Below are 26,546 nucleotides of genomic sequence, written 5' to 3'. Positions count from 1 at the left end.
CTCCACGTTAGAATAGGGTTCAGTACAGTCTGACCTCAATCAGCGACGGACCCGGCGTTGTATTGCAGCGAAGAAGTTCGGCATGCAGAGCCCCCGCATCCTCCACTCTGACAGCCGGAACCCCCATGCTCCTGGCCATCGCAAGCCAGTCGATCGTCGGCCGGTCGATATCGATCATCGCCATCGCCTGCGCGCCCGGAGTGCCCGCGCCCATGTTGCTGTATTCGGCTTTCAGGATCGCATACTGGTTGTTGGCGAAAATAACCGTTGTGACATTCAGCCCCTCGCGGGCCTGCGTCCACAAAGACTGTATCGTATACATTGCGCTGCCATCACCAACGATGCAGATCACCCGCCGGTCCGGACAGGCCAGAGCCGCCCCGGTGGCGACAGGCGTGCCATATCCTATCGAACCGCCCATATTGTTGATAAGGTCGTGCGGCTTCGCCCCCATCGTGTGACTCATCGTCTCACGCCCCGTGGTCAGGGATTCATCGACAATGATGCCATTTTCCGGGATAGCTGCGGACAGCGCCTGCGCGATGCTGAGAGGGGTGAGCGCACCGGCTGGCGCCGCCGTCTCCGTCGGACGCTGAATGACCGGCGCCGCATCTCCCGCTCCCAGCGCATCGGCCAGCATCTCCAGCCCGATCGTGCTGTCTTCATCGGCATGAATCAGAGAATGCACAACTGTATCTTCTGCCTTCAGAAGACTCGGCTTGTCCGGATAACTGAAGAAAGCAATGGGTTCAGTCGTCTCAACCGTAATGATATGACGTATTCCGGACAGGAAGCGCGTCGCCTGCTCCACGGCATAAGGAATGCGCTCCAGCGGCGTACGCCCTGCCCCCCGTTCAATGCGACTGCTGAAGAATTGTGTCGCAAGCCGGCATCCGGTCGCCGCCGCAATCCGTCCCGCGGCCACAAGCGCCGGACCACGCGTCGCCTTGTTGCCCAGAATAATCATCGCAGATTCATCGCTTTTCAGAATCTGCGCCACAGCTTCTATGCGACCATAATCAGGTACAGAAGGCGATTTCCGTGCAGATGAAGGCGGAATAACAGCATCTCCCGCATCCTGCCAGGAGGCATCACCCGGAAGAATCAGCGTCGCGATTCTGCCCGGATGACCTGACGCCTGACCGACCGCGGATGCGGTATCCCAGGCGATCGACTGCGACGAGTCAACACGACGCACCCAGTGGCTGAGCGGCCGGGCCAGCCCTTCGATATCGGATTTCAGCGGCGGGTCATACGTCAGATGCGCCGAGGAATGCTCTCCGATAATATTCACCATTCCGGATGACGCGCGGCGCGCATTATGGATATTGGCAAGGCCGTTCGCCAGCCCCGGCCCGAGATGCAGCAATGTCGATGCCGGTTTGTCACGCATACGATACCACCCATCGGCGGCGCCCGTCGCAACTCCCTCGAACAGACAGAGCACACTGCGCATCTTCGGATTGTCGAGCGCTGCGAGAAAATGCATCTCGGAGGTGCCGGGATTCGCAAAACAGATATCGACTCCCTCCCGCACCAGAGTCGCAACCAGGCTCTCTGCACCGTTCATGATCATTCCTTCATGACATTCAGAGCGAGGGCGGATCACTTATCCGTCCCGCCAGCCAGCAGGTTCAGTAACCAGCCATTTCCCGTCCCTTGCCCACAACGCCGTAGCTGCGGGACGGCGCGGACATCAGGAAGCGGTATCCATCCTGCAACAGGCGTTCCAGATTGGAGGCCGTCGTATGCGGATTCCCGAGAGGAACCGAATGCTTTTTGCATATCTCGGATATTTTCCGCATGGCATCCATCACGACCGGATGCTCATACTGGCGCGCGTAACCAAGCTCCTGACTCAGATCGCCCTCCCCGATCAGAATGAAACCGATACCCGGAACATTGGTAAGAATATCATCAAGATTACCGATCCCCTCGGTACTCTCGCACATCAGACCGACAAGAATTTCGCCAGCCGGAGCAAGCGGCCACACATCGGCCTTCGCGTAATAATCGGGCTGACTGAGCCCCCAGTAGCGGGCAGCCGTCGCAGGACCGTCGCCGCGTATCCCTTTCGGCTCGTAGAGCGGGGCATTTTTTGGCCGCGCATAGCGACATGAGGCAACCGCATTATACGCCTGTTCGACTGTCGCCACATGCGGCCATATAACGCCGTACACGCCCCGGTCCAGCACCTGCTTGGCAAAAGCCTGATTCATTTCAGCACCGTTCGCGGGAATGCGCGCGAGCGGCGTCACGGACGGGGCGACCGAACCGGATTCAGCGATCGCCTTCCGGTTCAGCATGTACTGAAGAGCGTTGCCCAGCGCAGCCACGTCGTATGGATTATGCTCCATTTCGTAAACGATGCCGTCATATGGCGCATCCGTCATCTCGATCGCCGTCTGCTGATCGGGTTTGGCGAAGGCGGAGAAGGCCGTCTTTCCCTGCTCCCAGGCGCGGATGATGCCGTTAAGGCGCTGTGTCTGTGTCATGATTTATCCCCGATGAACAAGGCTGGTTCCAAAATGAAGCGGCAGACGCGGCGGATCGTCATTCTCGTCCGGGAGAACCGGAGCCCAGCGCCGCCGCAGAAGAACGATGCAGGTCACCGCCCCCACAACGAGGAAGACGAAGATCACCTCCATCGGAGCGCGATAACCGCCGCTCCACTCCAGCAGCCATCCGGACAGGAGCGGAGCGACAATGCCGGCAAGGCTGGTCGAAACATTCTGAATGCCGGTTACAAGCCCGACGGCAGGCGCCGGGATCAGCGTCAGACGGCAAAGCGCAAGATGATTGGCGGTCGCAAAGCCGAGACCGGAAAGCGACACCACATTCCAGAACAGAGCTCCGTTGAGAGAATGAGAGACCGCGCCGAGCAGTTCCGTGCAGGCCAGCGCGAAACCCGCGATAACGAACGCCTTGCGCACGACCACGGCGTCGTGCCCGCGCCGGATCAGCACGTCGGCGGCCCATCCGGACGCCAGCGCCACCAGCGCGATGCCGCCGAAACTGAAGAAGGAATAAAGACCCATCGTGCGAAGAGAAAGACCGCGCTGCTCCACAAGATAAGCGGGCATCCAGGTCATGCAGTAAAAAACGAAGTAATTGTAACAGAAATTTATGATAATGGTACCCCAGACAAGCGGACTGGAAAGCACGTTGCGCAGCGGTATGGCCTTCGCAGCCGCTTTCGCCGCCACTCCGCGCCCGCTGCTGTCGTTCCGGGCGAGCAGCATCCACGGCACAAGCCAGAGCAGGCCGACAACACCACACAGCAGGAACATGAACCGCCAGCTGTGCTGAACGATCAGCCACGCGGCAAGGGGAGCGCCGACCGCAGGACCGATCTTGGTCCCGATCATGTAGATACCGACCGCGAACCCACTTCTGTCCTCGGTGAAATTTGCCCGTATCCAGCGGTAACTTGCCGGCACAACAATGGACTCTCCGACACCGGTGAAAATTCTCATGATTATCAGACCGGAGAAGGTCGACATCAGCCCTGTGCAGGCGGACGCGACACACCACACGCCAAACATGATGGCATAAGGAAATTTGACGCCATACCGGTCAACAATCCAGCCCATCGGGATCTGGAGAAGCGCATAGGACCAGAAAAACGCCGAAGCGAGCGCCCCCCGATCGAGATCGGTAAGGTGAAACTGGACACGAAACGTGCCCACAGCCAGTACCGATGCGATACTTGTCCGGTCGATGAAGGCAATAACCGCACCGAGGGACAGAAGAATGAGAACAGACCAGCGCCTGAACGCCATGGTCTCGGTTGCGCCCGTGCGGGCTGACGCCCGGACTTCGGGCGAAGCGGACTGAACAGACATAGATACGGACCTTCCTTCGTAAAACTCATGCTGATGAGCACCGGCGGCCCTCCGTTCAGACCCGGAGCCGCGGGTAAAGCACTTCCGCCGTTTTCGCAAAGATCCATTCCCGATCGGCTTCCGACAGACCGGACAGACGTTCCTTCGCCGTTGCGAGAATTTCGGAAAGTGTTCCGGGTGACGTGGGGAAATTGGAGCCCCAGGCAAGTCTCCGTGCGCCAAAAACATCGACGATTTTGCGGAACAGCGTGTCCGGTGTCGCCTTGCCTTTGATGGAATCTCCCATGATACGCGGTGTGAGTTTCAGAAAGATCGAACTGAACGGGGCAAGGTCGAACAGACTCTGCGCCGCCGTATAGGGAGGGCCATCCGTCACATCCGGGCGACCAAGATGATCGAGTATGATCGGAACGTCCGGAAAACGCTCCGCGAGCGCCCTTACCTGCGGCAGCCCGACAGGACCGGTCTGGATACACATCGACAGCCCCAGTTCTCCGCACAGCTCCCAGGCAGGAAATGACCGGGGATCATCCAGTTCGCTCGGATCGAACTCCTTTGTGCTGCCCCCGGTAAAAAGACGTAATCCGCTGAGGCCGCGCTCCACCCATCTGCGGATCTCATTCACCGCGTCCGGCTGAAGAACATCCACGGAACCGACCGCCACCAGACGGTCCGGATACCGGGCGCAGGAATCGACAACATAACTGTTGTCAAAACCATATGTCGTCGATGAATGCACCACGGCCGCTTTCGCGATGCCCGCCTCATCCATCGCGGCAATCAGCGTCTCCACCGTGCAGGGGCGTTCCTGCGACCAGTCGGACCGTTTACCGAACAAAGGAGCGGGCGGATACCGTTTTTCATCGTCTGAAATAATATGAGGATGAATATCAATGTAGCGAGGAGGCATGGACTCTGTTTCCTCTCGACCGGTTCTCCGCCGGTTCCTTGCTGAGAGCAGGCCCGGAAGACCTGCAGACCATTCCGTCAGCGATCAGAGACCGCGTGCCTTAAGTTTCGCATCGAGCCTGGGATAGACGCGGCGCGCATTGGTTTCGAAAATTTTGTGCCGCTCGGCATCGGTCAGGGCGACGCAGGCATCCAGATAACGTCTGGTGTCATCGAAATACTGCCCGTTATCGGGATCTTTCCCACGCACGGCTCCGATCATCTCCGACCCGAACAGGACATTGTCCACCGGAATAACCTTCGTCAGAAGCTCGACCCCGGGCTGATGATAGACACATGTGTCGAAGAAAATGTTGTCGAGCAGGCCTTCCAGCGGGCGCGCAACCATCTCCAGAGACATGCCGCGATACCGCCCCCAGTGGTAAGGCACCGCTCCGCCACCGTGCGGAATCACAAAGCGTAAAGTCGGAAAGTCTTTGAAAAGATCGGACTGCAGAACCTGCATGAAGACAGAGGTATCCGCATTCAGGTAATGCGCCCCGGTGCCGTGGAAATTCGGATTGCAGGAGGCAGCCACATGAATCATAGCCGGCACGTCAAGATCGACGAGCGCTTCGTAAAGCGGATACCATTCACGATCCGTCACCGGTTTTCCGGTCCAGTAGCCACCGGACGGGTCCGGATTAAGGTTACAGCCGACGAAGCCAAGCTCTTCGATGCAGCGCCGCAGTTCCGGGATACTGTGAGCCGGCGGCGCGCCGGGTGATTGCGGAAGCTGACAGACAGGAACGAAATTGTCCGGATAAAGTTCCGAAACCCGATAAACATTGTCGTTCGATATTTCGGCCCATTCCAGACTGGTGCGCTCATTGCCAAGATGATGAGACATCAGCCCGGCAATCGGGGAAAACAGCGTCAGATCAATGCCGCGCTCTTTCTGAAGCCTGAGCTGACCACTCTCTATGGCATCACGAATCTGATCATCACTCAGAATCGCATCCTTCCTGTCCGGTGCGTTGAGCGGATCATCGGCCGTTTCGACCTGTCTGGCGCGCCAGTCACGAAAGGATTTCGGCACTGTTGTAAAATGACCGTGGCAATCAATGATCATGACGTCTCCCGGGTCGGTTTTCGACTGTTATTCAACCTGAGAAGATCGTAGAAGGTGCCGTCACAGGAGAAGAAATCCATTTTGTCGCAGATGCCATAAGTACCGCGTTGCAACCGCAGAGCGCCGGTATCCAGGGCGAAACTCCGCCCCCGATCTCTTTGTGGGATCTGGCGCAAAGCCAAAAACCTCTTTCCCGTCCGGATTATAAAGACAAAAAAGCCCGCTCCTGATCGGAGCGGGCTTTTTCAGAATCTGTGGTCTTTATGCTGCAGCGCTATATATGCATCACAACAACAAACTTGAATATCAGCGGATTACCTTCCTCGCGGTTATAAATCGCGCTCGGATGGACCGCATAGGTCAGTCCGCCATTGAAATACAGTCCCGGTATGACACGATAGGTATAAGCCAGCGTGAAGTTGTAGACAGCATTCTGTACTTTATACCCTCTCTCTACATAATAATCCTGGTAAGACCGGCTGACCTTGGTTCTGTTCGCAACAAATGACAACTGATCCCGGGGACGGAATTTAAAAGGCCCGACAATGTAGAATCGTCCTTCCAGATACTGGGAATAGGAAAATGCGCTTGGTGACGCATACATATAGCTGAACCCCGCATACAGTCCCCTGACCGGATGCGCCGGATCAGGCTGCGTGAACTGCTGATCGGCGAGGAAATAAGCGCCCGCCGCCTGCGTTTTGGTCTTCGGATCGGAATAATTTGTAAAGTGTGAAAAGTTTCCGAGTCCGGCCATACGAATCCAGGTTTTCTTAACTCCCGGCGCCGCCAGCTTCCGGTAGCCGACTTCATTGATCACAAGCGCGCCCGCTCCGATATCGTTAAAGCGTATCCCATAGCGATTCGCCGTCTGTGCTTCGTAGTTGAAGCCGCCAGGCGCGGTGCTTCTCTGGATGCCGAACAGATTATAAAAATGTCCGAAATTAACACCGAGATTCACACCCGGTGCCCCGATCCCCGACACACTGAGGCCCAGCTCGGTAAGAAGCGATGCGGAAGGACCAAGTGAACCCGATGAAATCGACCCGCCTACCAGCGGATTGGCAAACTGATAGTTGTTGGCAAGATAGCCAACCTGCAGATCGACATGGTGGTTGAACAGAGGCTGATCGACATAGGCCGCGCAAAGACGCGCCAGACCATGCGGATAACTTCCCACCGTCGACCCTTCCGTGCACACCTGAAGCTGCGCGAGCCCGTCCTTCATGCCGATACGACCCATATCATAAGTCAGAGCCAGGTAGCTGTTGGACGTATCGACCTCTCTGCTCTGACCGATATAGCGTTGCACTCCCATGGTACGGGACGGCTGATGAAGCAGATTTCCGGCAAAAGAACCCGACAGCAGACCGTTGAAACCGATACCGAAATCCGCGAGAGTCGACCGGAATCCTCCCCAGTTTCCCAGCAGGGTATCACTCACCGTCGGCACGTTCACAACACCGCGGAGACGCAGTGCGTCAATCCGTGCTTCCTCCGGCGTCGCGGGTTTCGTTTTTGCCGGCGTCCCCGCAATAGTCTCCCCGCCCTGCTGAGAAGGTACCGGCGCCACAGCAGGTTTCAGTATCAGCGGCCGGGAGGTGTCAGTGCCAGGCGTTGTCGTGGCGGATGCGGTAGTGACCCCGATGCCAGCGGGCCAGGCGGCAGTCGTCCCGGTGCTCGTTCCTGTCGTCGTCTCAGTAACTGCGGGCTGCGAAGCCTGACTGTTATCACTGGCCCATGCCGAACCCGCAGGCTGCCAGAAAGAAACACAGGCTCCGACAGCCACAACACCGGCCACCTGCGACCATCGCGCCGGACAGGGGCCGGCAACGCGGCGGGTTAATATAAACGATTGTTCAGACACGATATTTTTCTCCTCATGCAACGCCGGGGCCCTGCTGGGCTTCTTGCTTCGTGGCGGCATGGTCCGGCGGATCTGAAACCGCATGATCTGTATTCAGCGACAGCAGCAGACTGCCACCAGACAGGGGGCAAAGCGGCTGTAGGTTTCATGACATTCCTGATTGATTTGACGTCATGCGCGTCAGAACAGATCCGGCACCGGTCAGGTAAAGTATTCCGGCAGTCCGTCAGCGAAAGAAAGACGTCCGCACGCTGTCTTTTTCACTGAGAAAGACAGCATTTCCGCCATCTGCACGTACAGCGCTGTGGAGTTCAGTGCATTGTACATCTGTTCAGGACTTCCGGATCGCCGGAATCCAGCCTGAATCTTATCGAAACAGACTCATTGTATTTCTGATTTTCTTAAACACTGGTGTCATAATTCGGAACAGGAAGGCCTGCTCCGAACGCGCACACCATGAGACAGAACGGCACCCCATAGACCGGATCAGCACCGTCCTCTCCGCCGTTTTACAAATGATTCGAGGCGCACCCGGCAACCATTCGCATAACGACAGTTCCGCCCCGCGTTACAGTTACTTACATACTGTTCAGAATTGACAAATTTTATTTGATATCATCGCATTTAATCTGCCCTGTCAGCGTCCGGCAAACCTTCTTTCACTTTACGAAGCCATCAGAAACTTTGCGCAGCAGAGCGTCTTTACAAACAAAGACTCCCCACCGGTTTCCGCCCGAAACACATCTCTGTTTCCGGATGAGATTTCAGACAGATCCTCTTTTCCCGTAACTCTCCGCAGACCGCGCGCGTTATCGTGTCTGGTTTTCCCCGACCAGTCTGCTTAAGTAGCAAAAAAACAAAAAAGGAAAGATACATGCAGGTCGACAGTCGCTTTATGCAGGCTGATACAATCAGCCTGCGGCAGCTCAGATTATTCGAAGGAGTCGGGCGCCTGAAAAGCATTCGTCGCGCTTCGGAAGAATGCAACCTCTCGCAGCCGGCCGTCACACAGTCAATCGCGAAACTCGAATCGCATGTGGGAGTCATTCTGCTCGATCGCGATACGAACGGCAGCTACCTCAATGATTTCGGTTTCATCCTGCATCGCCGGACAACGCGTTTTTTCGAACAGGTCGAACAGGCAATCACGGATCTCGGCTGTCCGGGAGACCGTCACGGCGCCAGAGCGATCGCACGACGACTGACAAAGTCCCAGATCCGCAGCCTTCTGCTCATCGCTGAGCGTGTACCCTTTGCAGATGCCGCCAGAACGCAGGGCCTCTCCGCCGCCTCGTTACAGAGAGCCTCCCACGATCTGGAACGCAATGTCGGCAGGCAGCTTTATTCCCGCACGCCGTCAGGCATCATCGGCACTCCGGAAGGTGCTGCTTTCGGACGCAGGATCAGACTCGCCATACAGGAAATCGATCTGGGCCTGAAAGAGATCGATACGGCACGCGGAATCGCCAGCACCAGCATTGCGATCGGAGCCATGCCCTGCGGCGGCAGCGTCATGCTCGCCTCGGTACTTGACCGGTTCGTCACGGAGTTTCCACAGGCCACCGTAAAAGTAACCAGTTCCCAGTCATCGGATATGCTGGCCAGGCTGCTGTGCGGGGATGTGGACATAGCCCTCGGGCTGATTCCCGAAACACCCCATGAAGAAATCCAGGCACACCCTCTCGTGAGAACCCCTTATGAAATCGTCGCGCGTCGGGGACATCCCCTGCTGCACAGGCGACCTGTTACAATCGACGATCTGGCAAAATGTGACTGGATCGCCGGCACACCGGCGTCAAGCCGTCGGGCAGTTTTCGATCAGCTTTTCGCAGACCATGAAGGTCCACGGGCACCAATCGCAACGTGCTCCATGCCCGTCGTCCGCCATCTGCTGACAGCCGGCGACCGGCTTACTCTGATGACATCCTATGAACGCACCTACGAAGGCGAGACACTGATGCCGGTTTCTTTCCCCGTCTCAGCCCCGGTTCCCGCCATAGGCATCCTGACACGCCGCAACTGGCTTCCCACCCATCTGCACACGAATTTCATCGAACTCCTGCAGCGCTGCGTGGCACATATCCAGACGCCCCGTCTGGTCGCTCAGACAGGCTGAGCAACCAGATATCCGCTTTCAGGCGTTGTTAAGATCAAGGAACAGCTCATCGAGCGGCATCAGGCGAGGTGTCAGCTCCTGAGCATAGGCGGTGCGGGCAAGCGCCTCCATTGTGGGACGATTGACCTCGTAACCATAAGGAAGCGGATCAGAACCAACGATTTTACGCAGTTCAGCATAACGCCTGTCGGACGCCGCCATCGCACTGCCGTCTTCCAGCCGCGTCAGCCACTCGTTCTTCGCGGTCGAGAAGGCTTTAAAGAGCGAGGCGGCAACCCACGGATGCTCTTTCAGGACTGACTCTTTCACGACAATTGTCCCATGCATCGGGTAAATATGCGTACGCGCATACCAGTCGGCCTCCAGCTCCACCGCATTCGGAAACAGATCCGGATAGTCAGTCTCCACCTCCTTCCAGCCTCCCGTCGGAGAACCCGTCCGGCCAATCCCGGCATTGCCCTCGAAACCCGCTGCAAGCTGCCCGGCCGCCATCATTCCCGCCAGCGTCTCGCCGTCTCCGACATGAACGACATTCGGCGGAAGCCTCAGCTGCTGGACATGCTCCTCATCATCGACAACCCATGTGACTTTGCTGCTGTCGAGACCGAATTCCTCAATCAGAACGCTTCGTGTCCACACACCGGTCGTAACGGAATAGGCGCGGACACCGACTTTTTTCCCTTCAAGATCCTTCGGTCCGGTAACACCTGAATCGGGATGAACAAGGAGTCCGGAATGATGAAAACGCCTTGTTACAAATATGGGTAACGCGACAAGCGGAATCCCGTAAGACCGCGCGATGATGTAAGTCGTCGGCGCCAGCTCGCAGACGTCGAATTCCAGCTGCCGGACCATCCGACGAAATGCCCCGATCTGCGGCTGGACTGTCACAAATTCCGCATCCACACCTTCAATCGGAATGGACCCGTTACGAATAGCCGATGTATGCGGAAATTCGGCGATGGCGATTTTCAGTCTGAGGTCGTTCGGCAAGGGATTTCACTCCTGTAATGCAGCGGCAAACGCCGCGTGACACCGTGAGTAAGCCATGCCCCGCAACGCCCGACCCGATAAGAAAATGCGCTGAAAAGATAGGAGTTGACGCAGAATTCCGGACCGGAACCGCTCGGCATATCGCGACACAGGACAGCGCACATCACTCCGGCCGGTAACAATGCAGCCGTTCCGGAATGACGGAACTGAAAATTGCCTCCGCTGTCAGACTCTCTTCAGAAAAATCATCAGACAGAACCAGGAAACAGGAAAAAGCCTTTTGCCGTTACAAACACGTCCGGCCGCAGATAAAAGCTTCTTCCCGCAGTATGTTTTCAGTGTTTCGCGATCTTCCCGTCAATCATGCGGCTGATCCCCAGCGGATTGCCATCCCTGAGCGCAGGAGCAAGCAGCGTCTGCGGCAAATCCTGATAGCAGACTGGCCGCAGGAAACGCCGGATCGCAAGCGTCCCCACCGACGTGGTGCGACTGTCCGACGTCGCCGGGAACGGACCTCCATGCACCATCGCGTCCGCAACCTCGACCCCGGTGCCAAAGCCGTTCACCAGAATACGCCCCGCCTTTTCCTCAAGCACAGGCAGTAATGTCGTGACGGCGGCATGGTCAGGCTCGTCAATATGCAGCGCAATCGTGAGCTGCCCTTCAAGATGCGCGAGAACGTCACTGAACGCCCCGGCATCCGGCACGCGAACCAGAAGCGAAGACGGCCCGAACACCTCATCCTGCAGATGGCCGTCCGCCAGAAACCCCGCAAGATCCGTTTCAAACAATGCAGCCTGCGCCTCATGCGGCCCGGACGGCTCACCACCACGGGCCAGCGTCCTGACTCCGGCATGGGAGGCGAACCTGCCCACGCCCCGGTCATAGGCCGCATGAATGCCAGGAGTGAGCATCGTCTGCGGCGTCGCCCCTTCGATACCGGCAACGGCGCCTGCGATAAATTCGTCGAGTCCCGGCCCGTCCACACCGAGCACCAGCCCCGGATTGGTGCAGAACTGTCCGGCGCCGGTCTGCAGGGATGTCGCGAAACTCCGCCCGATGGCCGCACCACGCCCCGCGAGCGCCGCAGGGAACAGCAGAACAGGATTGATCGAGCTCATCTCGGCATAGACCGGAACCGGTTCGGGACGGGCAGCGGCAGCCTGCACAAGGGCCAGTCCACCCTGGCGCGAGCCGGTAAACGCCACGGCTTTGATGCGCGGGTCCGTAACCAGCGCCGCGCCGAGTCCGGTCCTCTTTTCAAAGAGAATACCAAAGACGCCCTCAGGAAGATCGCAGCGGGTGATGGCCGCCCGGATCGCCGCCGCCACGATTTCAGACGTGCCGGGATGCGCCGGATGCGCCTTGACGATAACCGGGCAACCGGCCGCCAGAGCCGACGCCGTGTCGCCCCCGGCAACTGAAAAAGCCAGCGGAAAGTTGGAGGCCCCGAAAACCGCAACCGGACCCGTGCCGATATTGCGCAGCCGGAGATCGACACGCGGCAGAGGCTGGCGGTCTGGTTGCGCCGGATCGATCCGGGCGTCCAGAAAACCACCATCGCGCACGACACGCGCAAACAGACGAAGCTGTCCGCAGGTCCGGGCACGCTCTCCTTCGACCCGGGTACGGAGAAGGCCGGTTTCGGCCATCACCCGTTCGATCAGCGCATCGCCCGTTTCCATGATTTCAGCAGCGATGGTTTCGAGAAAGACCGCGCGGCTCTCCAGAGACGTGTTGCGATAGAGACGGAAAGCCGCCGCCGCAGCGGCGCAGAGCCGGTCGACATCGTCTTCGTCCGACAGGGCGATGCCCGGATCAATAGGCTTGCCGATTTTTGGATCGATCGCGTGAATGAAAGCGGTCATAGATGGTGCTCCCATGAAAAAAGGGGCCATAAAGCGGGACGATAGAGAGAGGCGCCTGCGACATAACAGGGCGACGACAGAGCCGTTTCCTCCCCCTTCGTCCTGTCCGCAAAAACGGATCAGAGCGAGCCTGTGACCGCTGATTTTATCAGGGCTGTCGCTGAATCAATCCGCTGCCGGGCAACGCCGTCCTCCGATGAAACACCTCGTGGGAAACACGACCCGCGCCGCAAAAAAGACAGTCTGCCGCTTCTGGAATAAGACGTTTCTGATGAAGCTTTTCGGAAAGTTCTGGGAAACGCCGCCTTTTTGAAAAAAGGCGGCACCCAAAAACTTTTTTTTATATATTTATCGTGAAATGCTTTTTGCCCCTGCATAGCTTTTGAAACTGCCTCTTAAATAAACAGGGGTGAGAGCGTCATCGTACGCAGCACACCGCGTTCCCCTGCCCGCAGCCAGCCCCCATCAGCTCAATACAGGAAACCGGACAGAAGCCCGGATCACCCCACCGCAAACCGCTCCGCCATCTCACCCAGCGGCCAGCGCGGCCGCGGCCGCGTCGCCCGGTCATCCGGCACCGGCAGACCCAGCCGCGTCGCCTCCCGGCAGATCTCCAGCGCCGCCCATCCGACCATGACCGCATTATCCGTGCAGAGCCGCAGCGGCGGCGCCACAAATGGCAACCCGTGCGCCGCCGCCAGCGCCGTCAGCCGCTCCCGCAGCACAGTATTGGCCGCGACTCCGCCCGCCGCCACCAGCGCCGTCGGCCGCTCCATCATCGCCAGAGCATGGGTCGCGCGATCCTCGATGACATCCGCCACCGCCTGCTGGAAACTGGCGGCCAGATCGGCAGCGACCTGACGCGGCAGCGCAGCGAAACCGAACGGCTCCAGCTGCCGGGCAATCGCCGTCTTCAGGCCCGAAAAAGAGAAATCACACCCCGCACGCCCCTTCAGCGGACGCGGCAGCGCAAAAGCCGCGGGGTCCCCCTCACGCGCCAGCCGCTCCAGCGCCGGCCCGCCCGGCCAGCCAAGCCCGAGCATCTTGGCCACCTTGTCGAACGCCTCCCCGGCCGCATCATCGATCGTCCCGCCCAGACGCCGGTACTGGCCCACGCCCTCCACCGCCAGACACTGACAATGCCCGCCGGAGACCAGCAGCAGCAGAAACGGAAAGCCGATCTGCCCGTCAGAGACACCAGGCAGCCTTGCCGACAGCGCATGGGCCTCAATGTGATTGATCGCAATAAACGGCTTCCCGAGCGCGATCGCCAGCCCCTTCCCGAAGCTCGCGCCAACGATCAGACCGCCGATCAGCCCCGGACCGGTACTGGCCGCGACAGCCGCCAGATCGCCTCGTGCCAGCCCCGACGATTCCAGGGTTTTTCCTGCCAGATCCGGCAATAATGCAAGATGCGCCCGCGCCGCGATCTCCGGCACCACCCCCCCGAAAGCCGCATGTGCCTCCTGGGAGACCAGACGCTCCGCAAGCACCCTCCCGTCAGGCGCAAGGATGGCGCAGGCCGTCTCGTCACAGGACGATTCGATGGCCAGCAGAGGACCCGGGAGAATCGCTCCCGCCACAGGATACGCGTTGCCATCGAGGCTGTCTGGCGTCATGTCACCTTTCCTTCACCCGGCGCTGGTAATAAATACGCGACATGGTTTCCGCACAGCCACCCTCACCGTCCCCGTCCGCAGCCCTGCAGAAAATTGCGGCGCAGGCGGCCGCCCGCAAGAAGAACGCGGCTCCGCAGCACCGGCGCCAGCAGCTGCCGCTGCGCGTGGGCACCCGTGGCTCTCCCCTGGCCTTATGGCAGACGCGGGCCTTTCTGACACGCCTGACCCGCTTCTGTCCCGTCCTGCGGGATATGAACGCCTTTCAGGAACACCTCATCAACACCACCGGCGACCAGGTCCAGAACCGCGCCCTGGCGGAAATCGGCGGCAAAGGCCTGTTCGCCAAGGAAATTCACGAAGCTCTGCTGGATGGCCGGATCGACTTCGCCGTCCACAGCCTCAAGGACCTGGAAACAACCCTGCCGGACGGCCTGGTGCTCGCCTGCACCATGCGGCGGGAAGACGCGCGGGACGCCCTGATTCTCGGCCCCGGCCTGGCCCCCGGCGATAATCCGGCCGATCCCTACGCCGCCCTGCCCTATGGCGCACTGGTCGGCTGTGCCTCCGTACGACGCCAGGCCCAGATGCTCCACGTCCGGCCGGATCTGCGCTTCGGCCTCCTGCGCGGCAACGTCCAGACCCGGCTCGACAAGCTCGCCGCCCGCCAGTGCGACGCCACCCTGCTGGCCCTCGCCGGCCTGCGCCGCCTCGGCATGGAAGACCGCGCCTCGGTCGTCATCGACCCGAACGTGATGGTCCCCTCCGCCGGACAGGGCATCGTCGGCGTGACCGTGCGGGCCAGCGACGTCGAACTGCGTGAACTCCTGTCCGCCATCGAGGATTATGAAGCCCGCGCCGTCTCCACCGCCGAACGGGCGCTGCTGGCCGAGCTGGACGGCTCCTGCCGGACACCCATCGGCGGCTATGCAAGACTGCTGACCCCGGTCGCCGGCCCCAAAAGCGAACTGCACCTGACCGGCCTCGTCGCCTCCGAAGACGGCACCTTCCTGCTGAAACGCGAGATCATCGGCGCGGCCGCCGACGCGGAACGCATGGGCCGCGAACTCGGGCGCAGCCTCCGCGCCGACAGCCCGCCCGATATCTTCACGGACTGAGCCGATGGCCTCCGCCGGCGCGCAACCCCTGCTGCCGTCCGTGAAGGTCCGCGCGGTGTCATCATGACCGATCCCATCATGGCCGGCACCGTATGACCAGCACTGTATGAAAGGCACCGTCGCCACCGGCGTCATCGCGAAGAACCCGTCCGCATCCTCCTGGACAGGCGTTCTGATTGCCCGGCCCGAACCCGGTCTGTCGGAGACAATGGATGCCGTCCGCGCACTGGGCTGGACTCCCTTTGCGGCCCCGGCCCTGATTATCGAACCACGATTCCCACCGCCCCAGACAAAACTCAGCGCGGCATTGCTCACAAGCAGCCAGGCCGTCGCCGCGCTCTCCGCTTCGGTCGCTCCCGATGTGCCGGTCTTCGCCGTCGGAGATGCAACAGCCCGACGCGTGCGGGCAGCAGGTTTTCATCACGTGAACAGCGCCGGCGCCGATGCCGGCGCGCTCGCGGCTCTGGTCCGCGCGCGTCTCGCGCCTTCGCCCGCCCCCATACTTCTGCTGTCCGGCGCCGGCCAGGGTCTCGAACTGGCCTCCGAACTGCGACAAGCCGGCTTTAAGGTCCTGCGACGCATCGCCTATTCGGCGCATCCGGTGCATGCGTTTCCGGCCGCCATTCTCAGGGCGCTGCAAAGCAATGAAATCGGCATTGTGACGGCGTTTTCAGCCCGGAGCGCCGCCGCAACAGGAGCAGCGCTGAAAGCAAGCGGATATGACTGCCGACAGCTCCGCGGCATCGCAATCTCGGATAAAGCAGCCCATGCGCTGAGAAAAAGCGGTATAGCAGACGTCAGAGTCGCCAGGCATCCGGACGCGGCGTCCGTTATCGCCGCGCTGGGGCATCCACCGTCCTGATATCAAAGCTCAGGCTCCGGTGAGGCTTTTTCGGAATGCCGCCTTTGTGAAAAACGTTTGTATATTTTGCAAATACAGGCGCGGCAGATTTTCAGGGCTTTGCCCCGAACCCCACAAAGGGACGCAGTCCCTTTGATCCGCCTTGTTAAAATAAACCGGGTGAAAGGGGCGTTGTGCGCAGTACGCCTTCGCGTGAGGACCCCTTCCAGGTGCAGGGCAAAGCCCCGGATCAGAAAGAACGAGCTATCTGAAAACCGGATCTTCCTTCAGCGCCTCCAGCGCATGAGCGATCTCCTCGGCCGGAGTTTCGCACACATCCAGCACAACGGCGTGCTCATCGCGGCCCGGCATCTCAAGAGTCTCAAGCTGGCTGTCCAGCAGACTCGCCGGCATGTAGTGGTCCTTCCGCCGCACCAGCCGGTGCGCCAGAATGTCGTGCGGCACCCGGAGAAACAGAAAGGTGATATCCGTCCCGCCCGAGCGGAGACGATCCCGATAGACCCGCTTCAGCGCCGAACAGGAAAGAATGCCACCCGTGCCGGATGCCGCGCATGCATCAATCCAGGCGCGGCATTTATCCAGCCACGGCCAGCGATCGGCATCGGTCAGGGGAATGCCCGCCGCCATTTTTTCGACATTCGCCGGCGGATGAAGACTGTCGCCTTCCTTGAACGGCCAGCCAAGCAGATTATGCAGACCGACGGAAACCGTGGTTTTCCCGGACCCCGAAACCCCCATCACCACCACCACACGCGGCGGCAGACGGACCTCCGGAGGCAGGACACCGCCAGACCCGGACATGTCAGACATCGCCACTCCCTTCGGAAACCAGATGCGCAAGCCCCTCCGGCCCGCATGTCACAGCTTCGCTGGCAAGGCCGGTGAACAGACCGCTGTCGACCACGCCAACAATGGAGCGTACAGCACGCTCCGTCTCGGCCGGACTGGAAATAGCCCCGAAATTACAGTCCAGAATCAGATTCCCGCCATCACTGACAAAAAACTGTCCCGCCGGCGTCCGACGCGGCGAAATACGCGCCCCCAGCCGCCCGAGATGCCGGGCCGTGCTCTCCCAGCCAAACGGAGTGACCTCGACCGGAAGAAGACAATGCTCACCAAGATGATCGACCAGCTTGCTGTCATCCGCGACGATCACCAGCTTTTCCGAAGCCGCCGCGACAATCTTTTCGCGCAGCAGCGCGCCGCCCAGACCCTTGATGAGATTGAGCGTCCCGCGCTCGATCTCATCGGCGCCGTCAATGGTAAGATCCACGCGCTCATGCTCGGCAAAGCTCGTCATCGGAATACCCAGACTCACCGCGAGTTTTTCAGTCGCAACAGAAGTGGGAATGGCGAGAAAACGCAGCCCTTCCCGGTGCCTGCGCCCCAGCGCCTCAATCAGAAAAACGGCGGTGCTGCCGGTGCCCAGACCGACAACCATGCCATCCTGCACCATTTCAGCCGCGAACTCCGCCGCCTGCCGCTTGTATTCCCGGACCTGATCGGCTCCGCCTGTCGCAGAACTCATTATTTTTCTTCCCTATGCCGCGGCATCTCTGTCAACGATCCACTCGATCTGACCGTCTGACGTAATATGGCTCGCCGGCTCGGCAGGGTCGCCTTTCCGGACACGCGCATACACAGCTGCTTTAGCAGACCCGGTGACCAGAAACAGCACAATGCGACTGGACGCGATCGCAGGATAGGTCAGCGTCAGCCGCGTATGTGGCGCATCGTCCGGCACACAGGGCGCCACCCAGCGGGTTTTCTCCTGAAGCACGGGCTGACGCGGAAACAGAGAGGCCGTATGCCCGTTTTCACCCAGCCCCAGCATGACAATATCAAAAAGCGGTCTGCCCTTCTGCAGCACCGCCGCGCCATACCGCTCTTTCAGCACAGCTTCGTAAGCACGCGCACCCGCATCCGGATCGCCCTGATCGGGCATCGGGTAAATATTGGCCGCCGGAACATCGACATGGGAGAACAGCGTTTTCTCAACCATGCCCCGGTTGCTGTCGGGAGAATCCGCCGGCACGAAGCGGTCATCGCCAAAAAAGAACTCCGTCCGCGCCCAGGGGAAACGCGCGGCGTAAGCCGGCTCCGCCATCAGAGCATACAAACGCTTCGGCGTGGAACCGCCCGAAAGCGCGATACGGAACGTACCCGGCGCCCGCTGCGCCTCCGCAAGAAGAAAATCCGCGACATAACGGGCGACAGCCCCGCTGTCAGCAAGAACGATCTCTTTCGCGGACATCACATCATGTCCGTTTCCCGGAAATCCGTTCACTGATCCTCTCCCAGAACGTAGCGCTCTATGCCTTTGGCGAAACCCTCATCCTCACAACTGTCGGAAACATGACTCGCCTGCGCCCTGACCGCCTCGCCCGCCTGTCCCATAGCGATCGAGAGCCCGGAGACACGAAACATCGAAATATCGTTCGGCTGATCGCCAAGAGTCGCGATCTGACCAGCAGGAATATCGAGCAGCCGCGACAGAGTCCGGACCACACCGCCCTTATTCGCGTCCGGATGGGTCACATCGAGATAATAAGGCTGGGACAACGCCGCGGAAGCATTCTTCCCCAGCGTTTTCTGCGCCTCGGCCTCAAGATTTTTCATCAGATCCGCATCGTCGCTGACTCCGGTGATCTTGACCACGCCATCGGTCAGAGAGTCGATGTCGTCCCGCACGACCGGATCGAATTTTACCGTCCAGCGCTCCCGCGCGACATGCGGATGACTGATATCGGGAACAATCCATTCATTGCCACGATAAATCCAGACATCCACACCGGCACGATGCATCAGCGCCGTCGTCTTTTTCACACAGTCCGGCGACAGCGTCAGCGACTGTACCACCGAGAAATCCGGATTCACCATCAGCCCGCCATTGAATCCGGCAATGGGCGTATCGATTTCCAGCGGCCCGATCAGCATTTCCATTCCCTTCGGAGGACGCCCCGAAGTAATGGCGAAACGGATGCCACGATCGCGAAGACTGCGGACAGCACGGATCGCCCGTTCCGTCAGAACCTTCTCCCGCGTCACAAGCGTGCCGTCGACATCGGCCAGAACCAGACGAATGCCGGTACCGTCACGCTGTTTCGCGGGCGCGGTCACCTCGTCACGCTCCCGCGGCCGGAACGCGGGGCAGAACGAACTCTTCCATGGCCTTCGCCCAGCCATCAGCCTCGTTGGTGTCGGTCTGCACATGAGCGTAGGACGCAACCTCGTCGCTCGCATTCCCCATCGCGATGGCCAGCCCCGCAACGGCCAGCATGGGAATATCGTTGCGCATATCGCCAATACAGGCGATCTCCTCCACCGGCACATGCAGCAGACGGCCCAGCTCGCGCAGAGCGTGCCCCTTATTGGCTTCCGGCGGCGTGATATCAAGATAATAAGGCGCCGAACGGGCGACGCTGGCCTGCCCCTCCAGCATCTGGCCGATTTCGCCCTCCATGCGCTCAAGCAGATCGTAATCCGCGCTGGACCCCGTCAGCTTGCCAACCTTGCCTTCCCACGGCGTGAAGTCTTTCACTTCATGCGGCGTCGTCCGGATCACGCGCTTCTCATGCGGCACATACCCCGCGCTCGCATCGCGAACAATCCAGTCATTCCCGCAGAAAAGCCAGGAATCCACCTCATGCACGTCAAACATGTCGACCGCGGCCCGCACCGCGCCGGCTTCGAGGCAGAGAGACGAAATCATGTTGCCGTCAGCATCGAAAATAACAGCGCCGTTGAGACCGGCATAAGGCGTTCTGATCTTCAGGGCATCGAAATACATCGTGATGCCATGCGGCGCGCGGCTGCTGACGAGACAGACCGGCACACCCCTCGCGCGCAGCTTCGCCATGGCGTCCAGAGTGGCATGCGTCACCTGCTTTTCAGGCGTGAGCAGCGTGCCATCCATGTCCGTCACAACCAGACGGACAGTCCCTGTCGGCTCACCCCTGGCGTTGTGCCTCGCAATATCGTCCGTCTTCAAAACAACTCTCCCCGCAAGACCAGCCAGTCGCCGCGCCGGTTAATTCTTCTGCTCGATATGCCCGCCGAAACCGAAGCGCATGGCCGACAGCACCTTCTCGGCATAATTATTGCCCGTCCGCGACCGGAAACGCGTGAACAGCGCCGCCGTCATCACCGGAACCGGCACGGCTTCCTCAATCGCGGCCTCGATCGTCCACCGCCCCTCACCGGAATCCTGAACCTTGCCGGAGAATTCAGAGAGTTCCCCGTTCCTCGCCATCGCTTCCGCCGTCAGATCCAGCAGCCAGGACGACACCACACTGCCCCGACGCCACACTTCCGCAATATCGGCCATGTTCAGCGAGAACCGCTCATTCTCCGGCAGCAGCGGAGAATCCTTGGACTTCATGACGTCAAAGCCTTCCGCGAAGGCCTGCATCATCCCGTATTCGATGCCGTTATGGACCATTTTCACAAAATGACCCGACCCGGCCGGACCACAATGCAGATAGCCCTCCTCCGCGCGCGGATCGAGACCCGGCCGGTCACGATCCGGCGTCACCGGCACATCCCCTTTGCCCGGCGCAAGCGCTTTCAGGATCGGATCGATATGATCGGCCGCCTCTTTCGTGCCGCCATACATCATGCAGTAGCCACGCTCCAGGCCCCAGACCCCGCCGGACGTACCGACATCGACATAATCGATGCCCTTCTCCGCCAGAGTAGCGGCGCGGCGGAGATCATCCTTATAGTAGCTGTTGCCACCATCAATGATGATATCGCCTTTTCCGAAGAGCTCACCAAAGGCTTTCACACCGGCTTCCGTAATGTCGCCCGCCGGCAGCATCAGCCAGACAATCCTCTTCGGCCCTTTCAGCTTCGCGACCAGATCGGCATCACCCGACGCACCGATTGCCCGGCCGCCTTCCGCCCGCGCCACCACTTTTTCCACAGCGGACGGATCACGGTCATAGACCACAACATCATGTCCGTGCCGGGTCAGTCTGACCGCGATATTGCCGCCCATACGGCCAAGACCGACGATACCGATCTGCATGGTTTTCTAATCCTTCGTTCAGAGCGCGGCGCGGATCGCGGAAGCAAGCGCGGCGAGACCCGTTTTCAGATCGCCTTTAATATGGACCCGCAGAGCCCGGCGACCGCGCTCCGCCAGCACATCGAAATCGCCCCGCGCCTGCGCCGCCTTCACCACGCCGAAGCTGTAGCGCTCGCCGGGAACCGGCAGATCATGCGCGTCATCCGCAGTGATCTGCAGAAACACGCCGGTGTCAGGGCCGCCTTTATAGGCCTGCCCGGTCGAATGCAGGAAGCGCGGCCCGAACTCCGCCGCCGTGGCAACGGTTTTTGCATCCCGGATCGCCAGCCGCGTGTGCTGAATCCACTCGATCGTCGCGCGGTCCCGCTCGATATAGGCGAGCAGACCGACATAATCCCCCGCCTTCACCCGGCCGAAATGCGCCTTCAGAACCGCCTGCGCGGACTCCCCTTTCACAGCCGCCGCATTTTTCGGATCGGCAAAGAACGCCAGATCGCCGTCAGTCGCGAACGGCGCCTCTTCCGGCAGATGACCGGTTTCATTATACGCCGCTGTCAGCTTCTTCGTTTCGATCTTGCTGGCCTCGACATCCGGCTGATCGAACGGATTGATCTTCAGATAAGCCCCCGCAACCGCCGTGGCGATCTCCCAGCGGAAGAACTCCTGCGCGATCTGACGACGGTCATGCAGATCGATCGTGACGACCGGCTCACCCGCGTCGATCAGCGTGCGCACCGCCTCATCCTGCTCATGCGAATGTTCGCTGACCAGACGGAAATAGATAAACAGCCGGTCCTTGCCGTAATGCTTCGGTCCCGCCAGCGTCTCATCGTCAATCGGGATCAGACCCTTGCCGGATTTGCCGGTGGATTCCGCAATCAGCTGCTCTGCCCACGCCCCGAAATCGGCCACCTGTTTCGTCGCGATGATGGTGATCTTGTCACGACCGAATTCCGTCGCCCCGACCCCGAACACCGCCCCGAGCAGCACGCCCGGGTTGATCGCCGGCGGCACGCTGCTGTCACAGGCGCGCACACCATGCAGCGCATCCTCCAGGAACAGCTTCAGCGGCACGCCGGACGCCGCCGCCGGGACCATACCGAAATTGGACAGAACGGAATACCGTCCGCCAATCTGCTTCTCGCCGGAAAAGACTTTCCAGAAACCGTCTTTCTTCGCCAGCGCCTCCAGCTTTGACCCCGGATCGGTCACGGCGACGAAATGCTGACCGGCCTTCTCACCCAGCGCCTTCTTCGCGACATCGAAGAAATACGCCAGCATAATGTTCGGCTCCAGCGTGCTGCCGGATTTCGACGAGACGATGAACAGCGTGTGCGCCGGATCGATCTTCTTCTCAAACGTCCGGACCTGCTGCGGATCGGTGCTGTCCAGAACATAGAGATGCGGAAACCCGTCGTGCCGGCCAAAGGTTTCCGCCAGCACCTCAGGCCCGAGACTGGAACCGCCCATGCCAAGCAGCAGAATCTGCTTAAAGCCGCGCGCCTTCACCTCCGCCTGGAACGCTTCCAGCTCTTTCAGATGCGCATAGCGATCATCGGCAATATCAAGCCATTTCAGCCATTTCGACTCATCGCTGTTCGTCCAGACCGACGCATCCCGCGCCCACAGCTTACGGATCAGACCCGCCTTGCGCCAGGTGTCCAGCCCTTTCTTCACGGCCTCATCGAACGCCGCTGGCAGGGAAAGCTTCGTCTCCGTCAGCTTCTTTCCAAGAATGGCGTTCTGCTTGGCGCCCACGGAACCAAGCAGCCCGTCAAAAGCATCGGCGAAAGACGCAACACCCTCATCAACCAGCGTGCGGGTCACACCCTCAAGATCGAGACCGAGCCGCTCCGCCTCTTTCATTACCGCCTCAGCCTCTGCGACATTTTCAGTCAGAGACGCGCGCAGCTTGCCATGATCGCGAAAAGCATCGAGCGTCACAGGCGGAATCGTGTTGACCGTCTCCGGCCCGATCAGCTCCTCAAGATACAGTACATCGCTGTACGCCTTGTCTTTCGTGCCCGTGGACGCCCAGAGCAGACGCTGCGGCTGCGCACCGGCCGCCTTCAGTTTCGCCCAGCGGTCGCTCTTCATGACGCCCAGCCAGTACTGATACGCCATCTTCGCATTGGCGATCGCCACCTTGCCGCGAATGGCGCTCAGCGCCTTACTCTCCGCATCACCCGCCTTCACCCGGCGATCGATCTCGGCGTCAATCTTGCCGTCGATCCGGCTGACGAAGAACGATGCGACCGACGCAACACCGGAGACCTTCTCACCCGCCTTCAGCCGCGCCTCAAGCCCGGACAGCCACGCCTCGACAACTTTCTTGTACGCATTGAGCGAAAACAGCAGCGTGACATTGGTGTTGATGCCATCCGCAATGGATTTCTCAATCGCCGGCACACCTTCATCCGTGCCGGGAATCTTGATCATCAGGTTCGGCTCATGCACCGCTTTCCACAGCCGCGCCGCCTCATGCTCCGTACCCTGCGTATCGCGCGCCAGATACGGCGAAACCTCAAGACTGACATAACCGTCAACGCCTTTCGTGGCGTCGAAAACCGGCTTTAACAGCCGTGCGACTTCCTGAATGTCCGTAATCGCCAGCCGCTCATAAAGCTGTCCGGCGGAGACGATGTCATGCGCCAGAATATCCTTCATCTGGGCGTCGTAATCCGTGCCCTCGCCCATCGCCTTCTGAAAGATCGTCGGGTTGGAGGTAACACCCTTCACCCCGTCTTCAGTAATGAGCTTTTCCATGGAGCCGTCACGCGTGTAGCCGCGCCGCACGAAATCCAGCCAGGGAGACTGATCGAATTTTTCCAGATCACGTAGCGGGCTTTTCCCGACACTCGGCGTGGCGTTCATGCACTCTCTCCTCTTTCCTGGCATCAGTGACGATACCGGACACTTCAGTCAGAAAACCCCGCGTCCCTGAGAACGCGGGGCATCGCAGCAGCCCTCAGACCCCGGCCTGCTTCTTCGCGGCGGCCACGACCGCATCGACCGTAAAGCCAAATTTCTTCATCAGTTCCGGCGCCGGCGCCGACGCGCCAAAGCCATACATGCCAATCACCGCGCCGGTCAGCCCGACATAACGGTGCCAGCCAATGGCGGAACTGGCCTCGATCGAGACACGTCCCGTCACCTTCGGCGGCAGCACCTCCTCGCGATACGATTCCGGCTGCTCCTCGAACAGCTCCCAGGACGGCATGGACACCACACGCGCCGCAACCCCGTCGGCAATCAGCTTCTCATAAGCTTCAACCGCCAGACCCAGCTCACTGCCCGTCGCCATCAGAATAACAGCCGGCTCCTTCCCACTGTCCGCGAGAACATAAGCGCCCTTCGCCAGACCGCTGGCCGGGGCATATTTGCTGCGATCCAGCGTCGGCAGGTTCTGCCGGCTCAGCGCCAGCGCGACCGGACGGTCCTTAAACGGAATCAGCGTCCGCCACGCCTCGGCCACCTCGTTGGCGTCACCCGGACGAATGGTGATCAGCCCCGGCGTCGCGCGAAGCTGCACAAGTTGCTCGATCGGCTGATGCGTCGGCCCGTCCTCGCCCACGCCGACAGAGTCATGCGTAAAGATGAAGATCGACGGCACTTCCATCAGCGCCGAAAGACGGATCGGCGCCTTCATATAATCCGAGAAGATCAGGAACCCGGCGCCATAAGGACGCAGACCGGACAGTGCGATCCCGTTGACGATGGACCCCATCGCATGTTCACGCACACCGAAATGCAGGTTGCGACCGCCATAGCTGCCATTCCACTCCGGAGGCTGGAATGCACCGCCATCCTTGATCAGCGTCTTGGTCGACGGCGCCAGATCAGCCGCGCCACCCAGAAGCCAGGGCAGCTTCTTCGCAACGGCGTTCAGCACCTCGCCCGAGCTGGCGCGGGACGCCACACCCTTCGGATCAGCCTTGTAGGTCGGAATTTCGGAATCCCAGCCCTCCGGCAGACCGCCGGACAGGATCAGCTCGACCTCTTTCGCCAGATCCGGATATTCTTTCTTATAAGCCGCGAACAGCGCGTTCCATTTCGCATGCGCCTCTTTGCCGCGCGCCCCCAGCTTCTCCTGGAAACGCTCCATCACGCCATCCGGCACATAGAAGCTCTTATCTTCCGGCCAGCCATAAGCCAGCTTGGTCTCACGGATCTCTTCCGCACCGAGCGGCTCGCCATGCGCCGCAGCCGTCCCCGCCTTGTGCGGCGCCCCCCAGGCAATGACCGAATGAACAAGGATAAAGGTCGGCCGCGTCTTCTCCGCCTTCGCCTGCTCAAGCAGCTTCAGGAAGCTTTCCGTATCGTTGGCGTCCTTCAGAATCAGAACCTGCCAGCCATACGCCTCGAAACGTTTCGCCACGTCCTCGGTGAAGGCGATATCGGTCGAACCTTCAATGGAGATACGGTTGGCGTCGTAAATCCAAGTCAGATTATCGAGCTTCAGATGCGCCGCCGTGGAAGCCGCCTCGCTGGAGACGCCCTCCATCATGTCGCCGTCACCGCAGATCGTATAGACGTGATAATCGAACAGCGGATAACCGGGCTTATCAAAGCGGGTGGAGAGCCATTTCTGCGCGATGGCCATGCCCACCGAGTTGCCACAGCCCTGGCCGAGCGGCCCGGTCGTGGTCTCGACACCCGCCGTATGGCGATATTCCGGATGCCCCGGCGTCTTCGAGCCAAGCTGACGGAACAGTTCCAGATCGCCGATGGAAAGCGAAGGTTTGCCCGTGGGCTTCCCGTCGTGGAGATCGCGGATGCCGCTGAGGAAAATCAGCGAATAAAGCAGCATCGACGCATGACCGACCGACAGCACAAAGCGATCACGTCCCGGCCAGACCGGATCGGCGGGATCATAGACCAGCGCATCCTGCCACAGCGTATAGGCGACAGGCGCCAGCGCCATCGCCGTGCCAGGATGGCCCGAATTCGCCTTCTGTACCGCATCCATGGACAGCGTGCGGATCGTGTCGATGGCCGTCCGGTCAATATCGTTTACCGATGCGCCACCGGTTTCCGGCGCCAGAACCTTTCCGGCACAGTTGTTCTCGGACTCACTGGCATAAAGAAAACGCATGAAAACCGATCCTCTGTAACAGGCCTTTAACGGCCCCTGTCCGTCGGGCAGGAAACACCACAGACTCTTAATTGACTGGCTTACAATCCCACGGCGCCGATCGGGCGGCAAGCCAAG

At 60.1% G+C, this 26,546-nt stretch carries 20 protein-coding genes; 3 read left to right on the top strand and 17 right to left on the bottom strand.

The window, feature by feature from the left end; all coding sequences use genetic code 11:
• Positions 1 to 19: 19 nt before the first annotated feature.
• The 6 genes from GOB93_RS11730 to GOB93_RS22130 form a co-directional block, all read right to left on the bottom strand.
• Positions 20 to 1,570, bottom strand: a complete 1,551-nt coding sequence (locus tag GOB93_RS11730; protein WP_173583686.1) for an acetolactate synthase large subunit — start codon at positions 1,568 to 1,570, stop codon at positions 20 to 22.
• 64 nt (positions 1,571 to 1,634) lie between these two features.
• Positions 1,635 to 2,495, bottom strand: coding sequence for an HpcH/HpaI aldolase family protein (locus tag GOB93_RS11725; protein WP_173583685.1), 861 nt, complete (start codon positions 2,493 to 2,495; stop codon positions 1,635 to 1,637).
• Positions 2,496 to 2,498: 3 nt separating this feature from the next.
• Entirely contained in the window at positions 2,499 to 3,845 is a 1,347-nt protein-coding gene (locus GOB93_RS11720; protein WP_198912695.1) for an MFS transporter, read from the bottom strand.
• Between the two features lie 55 nt (positions 3,846 to 3,900).
• Positions 3,901 to 4,755 carry an amidohydrolase family protein gene (locus GOB93_RS11715; RefSeq protein WP_173583684.1) on the bottom strand — a complete coding sequence of 285 codons (855 nt, stop codon included), beginning with the start codon at positions 4,753 to 4,755 and terminating at the stop codon, positions 3,901 to 3,903.
• 84 nt (positions 4,756 to 4,839) lie between these two features.
• A complete protein-coding gene (locus GOB93_RS11710; protein ID WP_173583683.1) occupies positions 4,840 to 5,865 on the bottom strand; it encodes an amidohydrolase family protein in 1,026 nt (341 codons plus the stop codon).
• A gap of 274 nt (positions 5,866 to 6,139) precedes the next feature.
• Positions 6,140 to 7,732, bottom strand: a complete 1,593-nt coding sequence (locus tag GOB93_RS22130; protein ID WP_173583682.1) for a carbohydrate porin — start codon at positions 7,730 to 7,732, stop codon at positions 6,140 to 6,142.
• 874 nt (positions 7,733 to 8,606) lie between these two features.
• On the opposite strand from GOB93_RS22130, the gene GOB93_RS11700 reads away from it, so the two are divergent.
• Positions 8,607 to 9,848, top strand: a complete 1,242-nt coding sequence (locus GOB93_RS11700) for a LysR family transcriptional regulator (RefSeq protein ID WP_173583681.1) — start codon at positions 8,607 to 8,609, stop codon at positions 9,846 to 9,848.
• A gap of 18 nt (positions 9,849 to 9,866) precedes the next feature.
• On the opposite strand, the gene GOB93_RS11695 is transcribed toward GOB93_RS11700, so the two are convergent.
• The 3 genes from GOB93_RS11695 to tsaD form a co-directional block, all read right to left on the bottom strand.
• Entirely contained in the window at positions 9,867 to 10,841 is a 975-nt protein-coding gene (locus GOB93_RS11695; RefSeq protein ID WP_173583680.1) for an ABC transporter substrate-binding protein, read from the bottom strand.
• Between the two features lie 335 nt (positions 10,842 to 11,176).
• Positions 11,177 to 12,709: an aldehyde dehydrogenase (NADP(+)) gene (locus GOB93_RS11690; RefSeq protein ID WP_242010729.1), complete on the bottom strand. Its 1,533-nt coding sequence runs from the start codon at positions 12,707 to 12,709 to the stop codon at positions 11,177 to 11,179.
• Between the two features lie 500 nt (positions 12,710 to 13,209).
• The gene (tsaD, locus tag GOB93_RS11685; protein ID WP_173583678.1) at positions 13,210 to 14,328 is read right to left on the bottom strand and encodes a tRNA (adenosine(37)-N6)-threonylcarbamoyltransferase complex transferase subunit TsaD; all 1,119 of its coding nucleotides are present in this window, start codon (positions 14,326 to 14,328) and stop codon (positions 13,210 to 13,212) included.
• A gap of 41 nt (positions 14,329 to 14,369) precedes the next feature.
• Here tsaD and hemC point away from each other — a divergent pair, with 41 nt between their 5' ends.
• Positions 14,370 to 15,443, top strand: a complete 1,074-nt coding sequence (gene hemC / locus GOB93_RS11680) for a hydroxymethylbilane synthase (RefSeq protein WP_173583677.1) — start codon at positions 14,370 to 14,372, stop codon at positions 15,441 to 15,443.
• Between the two features lie 106 nt (positions 15,444 to 15,549).
• Positions 15,550 to 16,305: a uroporphyrinogen-III synthase gene (locus GOB93_RS11675; RefSeq protein WP_173583676.1), complete on the top strand. Its 756-nt coding sequence runs from the start codon at positions 15,550 to 15,552 to the stop codon at positions 16,303 to 16,305.
• 243 nt (positions 16,306 to 16,548) lie between these two features.
• Here the strand turns inward: GOB93_RS11675 and GOB93_RS11670 are convergent, their stop codons facing one another.
• The 8 genes from GOB93_RS11670 to tkt all read right to left on the bottom strand — a co-directional run bounded on the left by GOB93_RS11670 (position 16,549) and on the right by tkt (position 26,429).
• Positions 16,549 to 17,106 carry a gluconokinase gene (locus GOB93_RS11670; RefSeq protein ID WP_173583708.1) on the bottom strand — a complete coding sequence of 186 codons (558 nt, stop codon included), beginning with the start codon at positions 17,104 to 17,106 and terminating at the stop codon, positions 16,549 to 16,551.
• A 1-nt stretch (position 17,107) separates the two neighbouring features.
• On the bottom strand, positions 17,108 to 17,833 hold the full coding sequence (gene rpiA, locus GOB93_RS11665) for a ribose-5-phosphate isomerase RpiA (protein ID WP_173583675.1): 726 nt from the start codon (positions 17,831 to 17,833) through the stop codon (positions 17,108 to 17,110).
• A gap of 12 nt (positions 17,834 to 17,845) precedes the next feature.
• Positions 17,846 to 18,559, bottom strand: coding sequence for a 6-phosphogluconolactonase (pgl, locus tag GOB93_RS11660; protein ID WP_173583707.1), 714 nt, complete (start codon positions 18,557 to 18,559; stop codon positions 17,846 to 17,848).
• A gap of 29 nt (positions 18,560 to 18,588) precedes the next feature.
• Positions 18,589 to 19,491 carry a Cof-type HAD-IIB family hydrolase gene (locus GOB93_RS11655; protein WP_173583674.1) on the bottom strand — a complete coding sequence of 301 codons (903 nt, stop codon included), beginning with the start codon at positions 19,489 to 19,491 and terminating at the stop codon, positions 18,589 to 18,591.
• Positions 19,430 to 20,296 carry a Cof-type HAD-IIB family hydrolase gene (locus GOB93_RS11650; protein ID WP_242010727.1) on the bottom strand — a complete coding sequence of 289 codons (867 nt, stop codon included), beginning with the start codon at positions 20,294 to 20,296 and terminating at the stop codon, positions 19,430 to 19,432. Before GOB93_RS11650 ends, GOB93_RS11655 begins: the two co-directional genes overlap by 62 nt.
• Positions 20,297 to 20,335: 39 nt before the next feature.
• Positions 20,336 to 21,334 (bottom strand): phosphogluconate dehydrogenase (NAD(+)-dependent, decarboxylating), encoded by a 999-nt coding sequence (gnd, locus tag GOB93_RS11645; RefSeq protein ID WP_173583673.1) that lies wholly within the window; start codon positions 21,332 to 21,334, stop codon positions 20,336 to 20,338.
• 18 nt (positions 21,335 to 21,352) lie between these two features.
• Positions 21,353 to 24,208 carry a bifunctional transaldolase/phosoglucose isomerase gene (locus GOB93_RS11640; protein ID WP_173583672.1) on the bottom strand — a complete coding sequence of 952 codons (2,856 nt, stop codon included), beginning with the start codon at positions 24,206 to 24,208 and terminating at the stop codon, positions 21,353 to 21,355.
• Between the two features lie 94 nt (positions 24,209 to 24,302).
• Positions 24,303 to 26,429: a transketolase gene (tkt, locus tag GOB93_RS11635; RefSeq protein ID WP_173583671.1), complete on the bottom strand. Its 2,127-nt coding sequence runs from the start codon at positions 26,427 to 26,429 to the stop codon at positions 24,303 to 24,305.
• Positions 26,430 to 26,546 lie beyond the last annotated feature (117 nt).

It is taken from the genome of Acetobacter musti, from assembly GCF_011516835.1.
Classification (GTDB): domain Bacteria; phylum Pseudomonadota; class Alphaproteobacteria; order Acetobacterales; family Acetobacteraceae; genus Acetobacter; species Acetobacter musti.
This window is presented reverse-complemented; position numbering and strand designations above follow the sequence as displayed.

Bases quoted from the DNA above. Each gene is read 5' to 3' on its own strand.
- GOB93_RS11655 (WP_173583674.1), bottom strand. From the start codon at position 19,491: ATGGCTGGGCGAAGGCCATGGAAGAGTTCGTTCTGCCCCGCGTTCCGG.
- GOB93_RS11725 (WP_173583685.1), bottom strand. From the start codon at position 2,495: ATGACACAGACACAGCGCCTTAACGGCATCATCCGCGCCTGGGAGCAG.
- GOB93_RS11715 (WP_173583684.1), bottom strand. From the start codon at position 4,755: ATGCCTCCTCGCTACATTGATATTCATCCTCATATTATTTCAGACGAT.
- GOB93_RS11690 (WP_242010729.1), bottom strand. From the start codon at position 12,709: ATGACCGCTTTCATTCACGCGATCGATCCAAAAATCGGCAAGCCTATT.
- GOB93_RS11675 (WP_173583676.1), top strand. From the start codon at position 15,550: ATGAAAGGCACCGTCGCCACCGGCGTCATCGCGAAGAACCCGTCCGCA.
- rpiA (WP_173583675.1), bottom strand. From the start codon at position 17,833: ATGAGTTCTGCGACAGGCGGAGCCGATCAGGTCCGGGAATACAAGCGG.
- tkt (WP_173583671.1), bottom strand. From the start codon at position 26,429: ATGCGTTTTCTTTATGCCAGTGAGTCCGAGAACAACTGTGCCGGAAAG.
- GOB93_RS11640 (WP_173583672.1), bottom strand. From the start codon at position 24,208: ATGAACGCCACGCCGAGTGTCGGGAAAAGCCCGCTACGTGATCTGGAA.
- GOB93_RS11710 (WP_173583683.1), bottom strand. From the start codon at position 5,865: ATGATCATTGATTGCCACGGTCATTTTACAACAGTGCCGAAATCCTTT.
- pgl (WP_173583707.1), bottom strand. From the start codon at position 18,559: ATGTCCGCGAAAGAGATCGTTCTTGCTGACAGCGGGGCTGTCGCCCGT.
- tsaD (WP_173583678.1), bottom strand. From the start codon at position 14,328: ATGACGCCAGACAGCCTCGATGGCAACGCGTATCCTGTGGCGGGAGCG.
- GOB93_RS11730 (WP_173583686.1), bottom strand. From the start codon at position 1,570: ATGAACGGTGCAGAGAGCCTGGTTGCGACTCTGGTGCGGGAGGGAGTC.
- gnd (WP_173583673.1), bottom strand. From the start codon at position 21,334: ATGCAGATCGGTATCGTCGGTCTTGGCCGTATGGGCGGCAATATCGCG.
- hemC (WP_173583677.1), top strand. From the start codon at position 14,370: ATGGTTTCCGCACAGCCACCCTCACCGTCCCCGTCCGCAGCCCTGCAG.
- GOB93_RS11720 (WP_198912695.1), bottom strand. From the start codon at position 3,845: ATGTCTGTTCAGTCCGCTTCGCCCGAAGTCCGGGCGTCAGCCCGCACG.
- GOB93_RS11700 (WP_173583681.1), top strand. From the start codon at position 8,607: ATGCAGGTCGACAGTCGCTTTATGCAGGCTGATACAATCAGCCTGCGG.
- GOB93_RS11670 (WP_173583708.1), bottom strand. From the start codon at position 17,106: ATGTCCGGGTCTGGCGGTGTCCTGCCTCCGGAGGTCCGTCTGCCGCCG.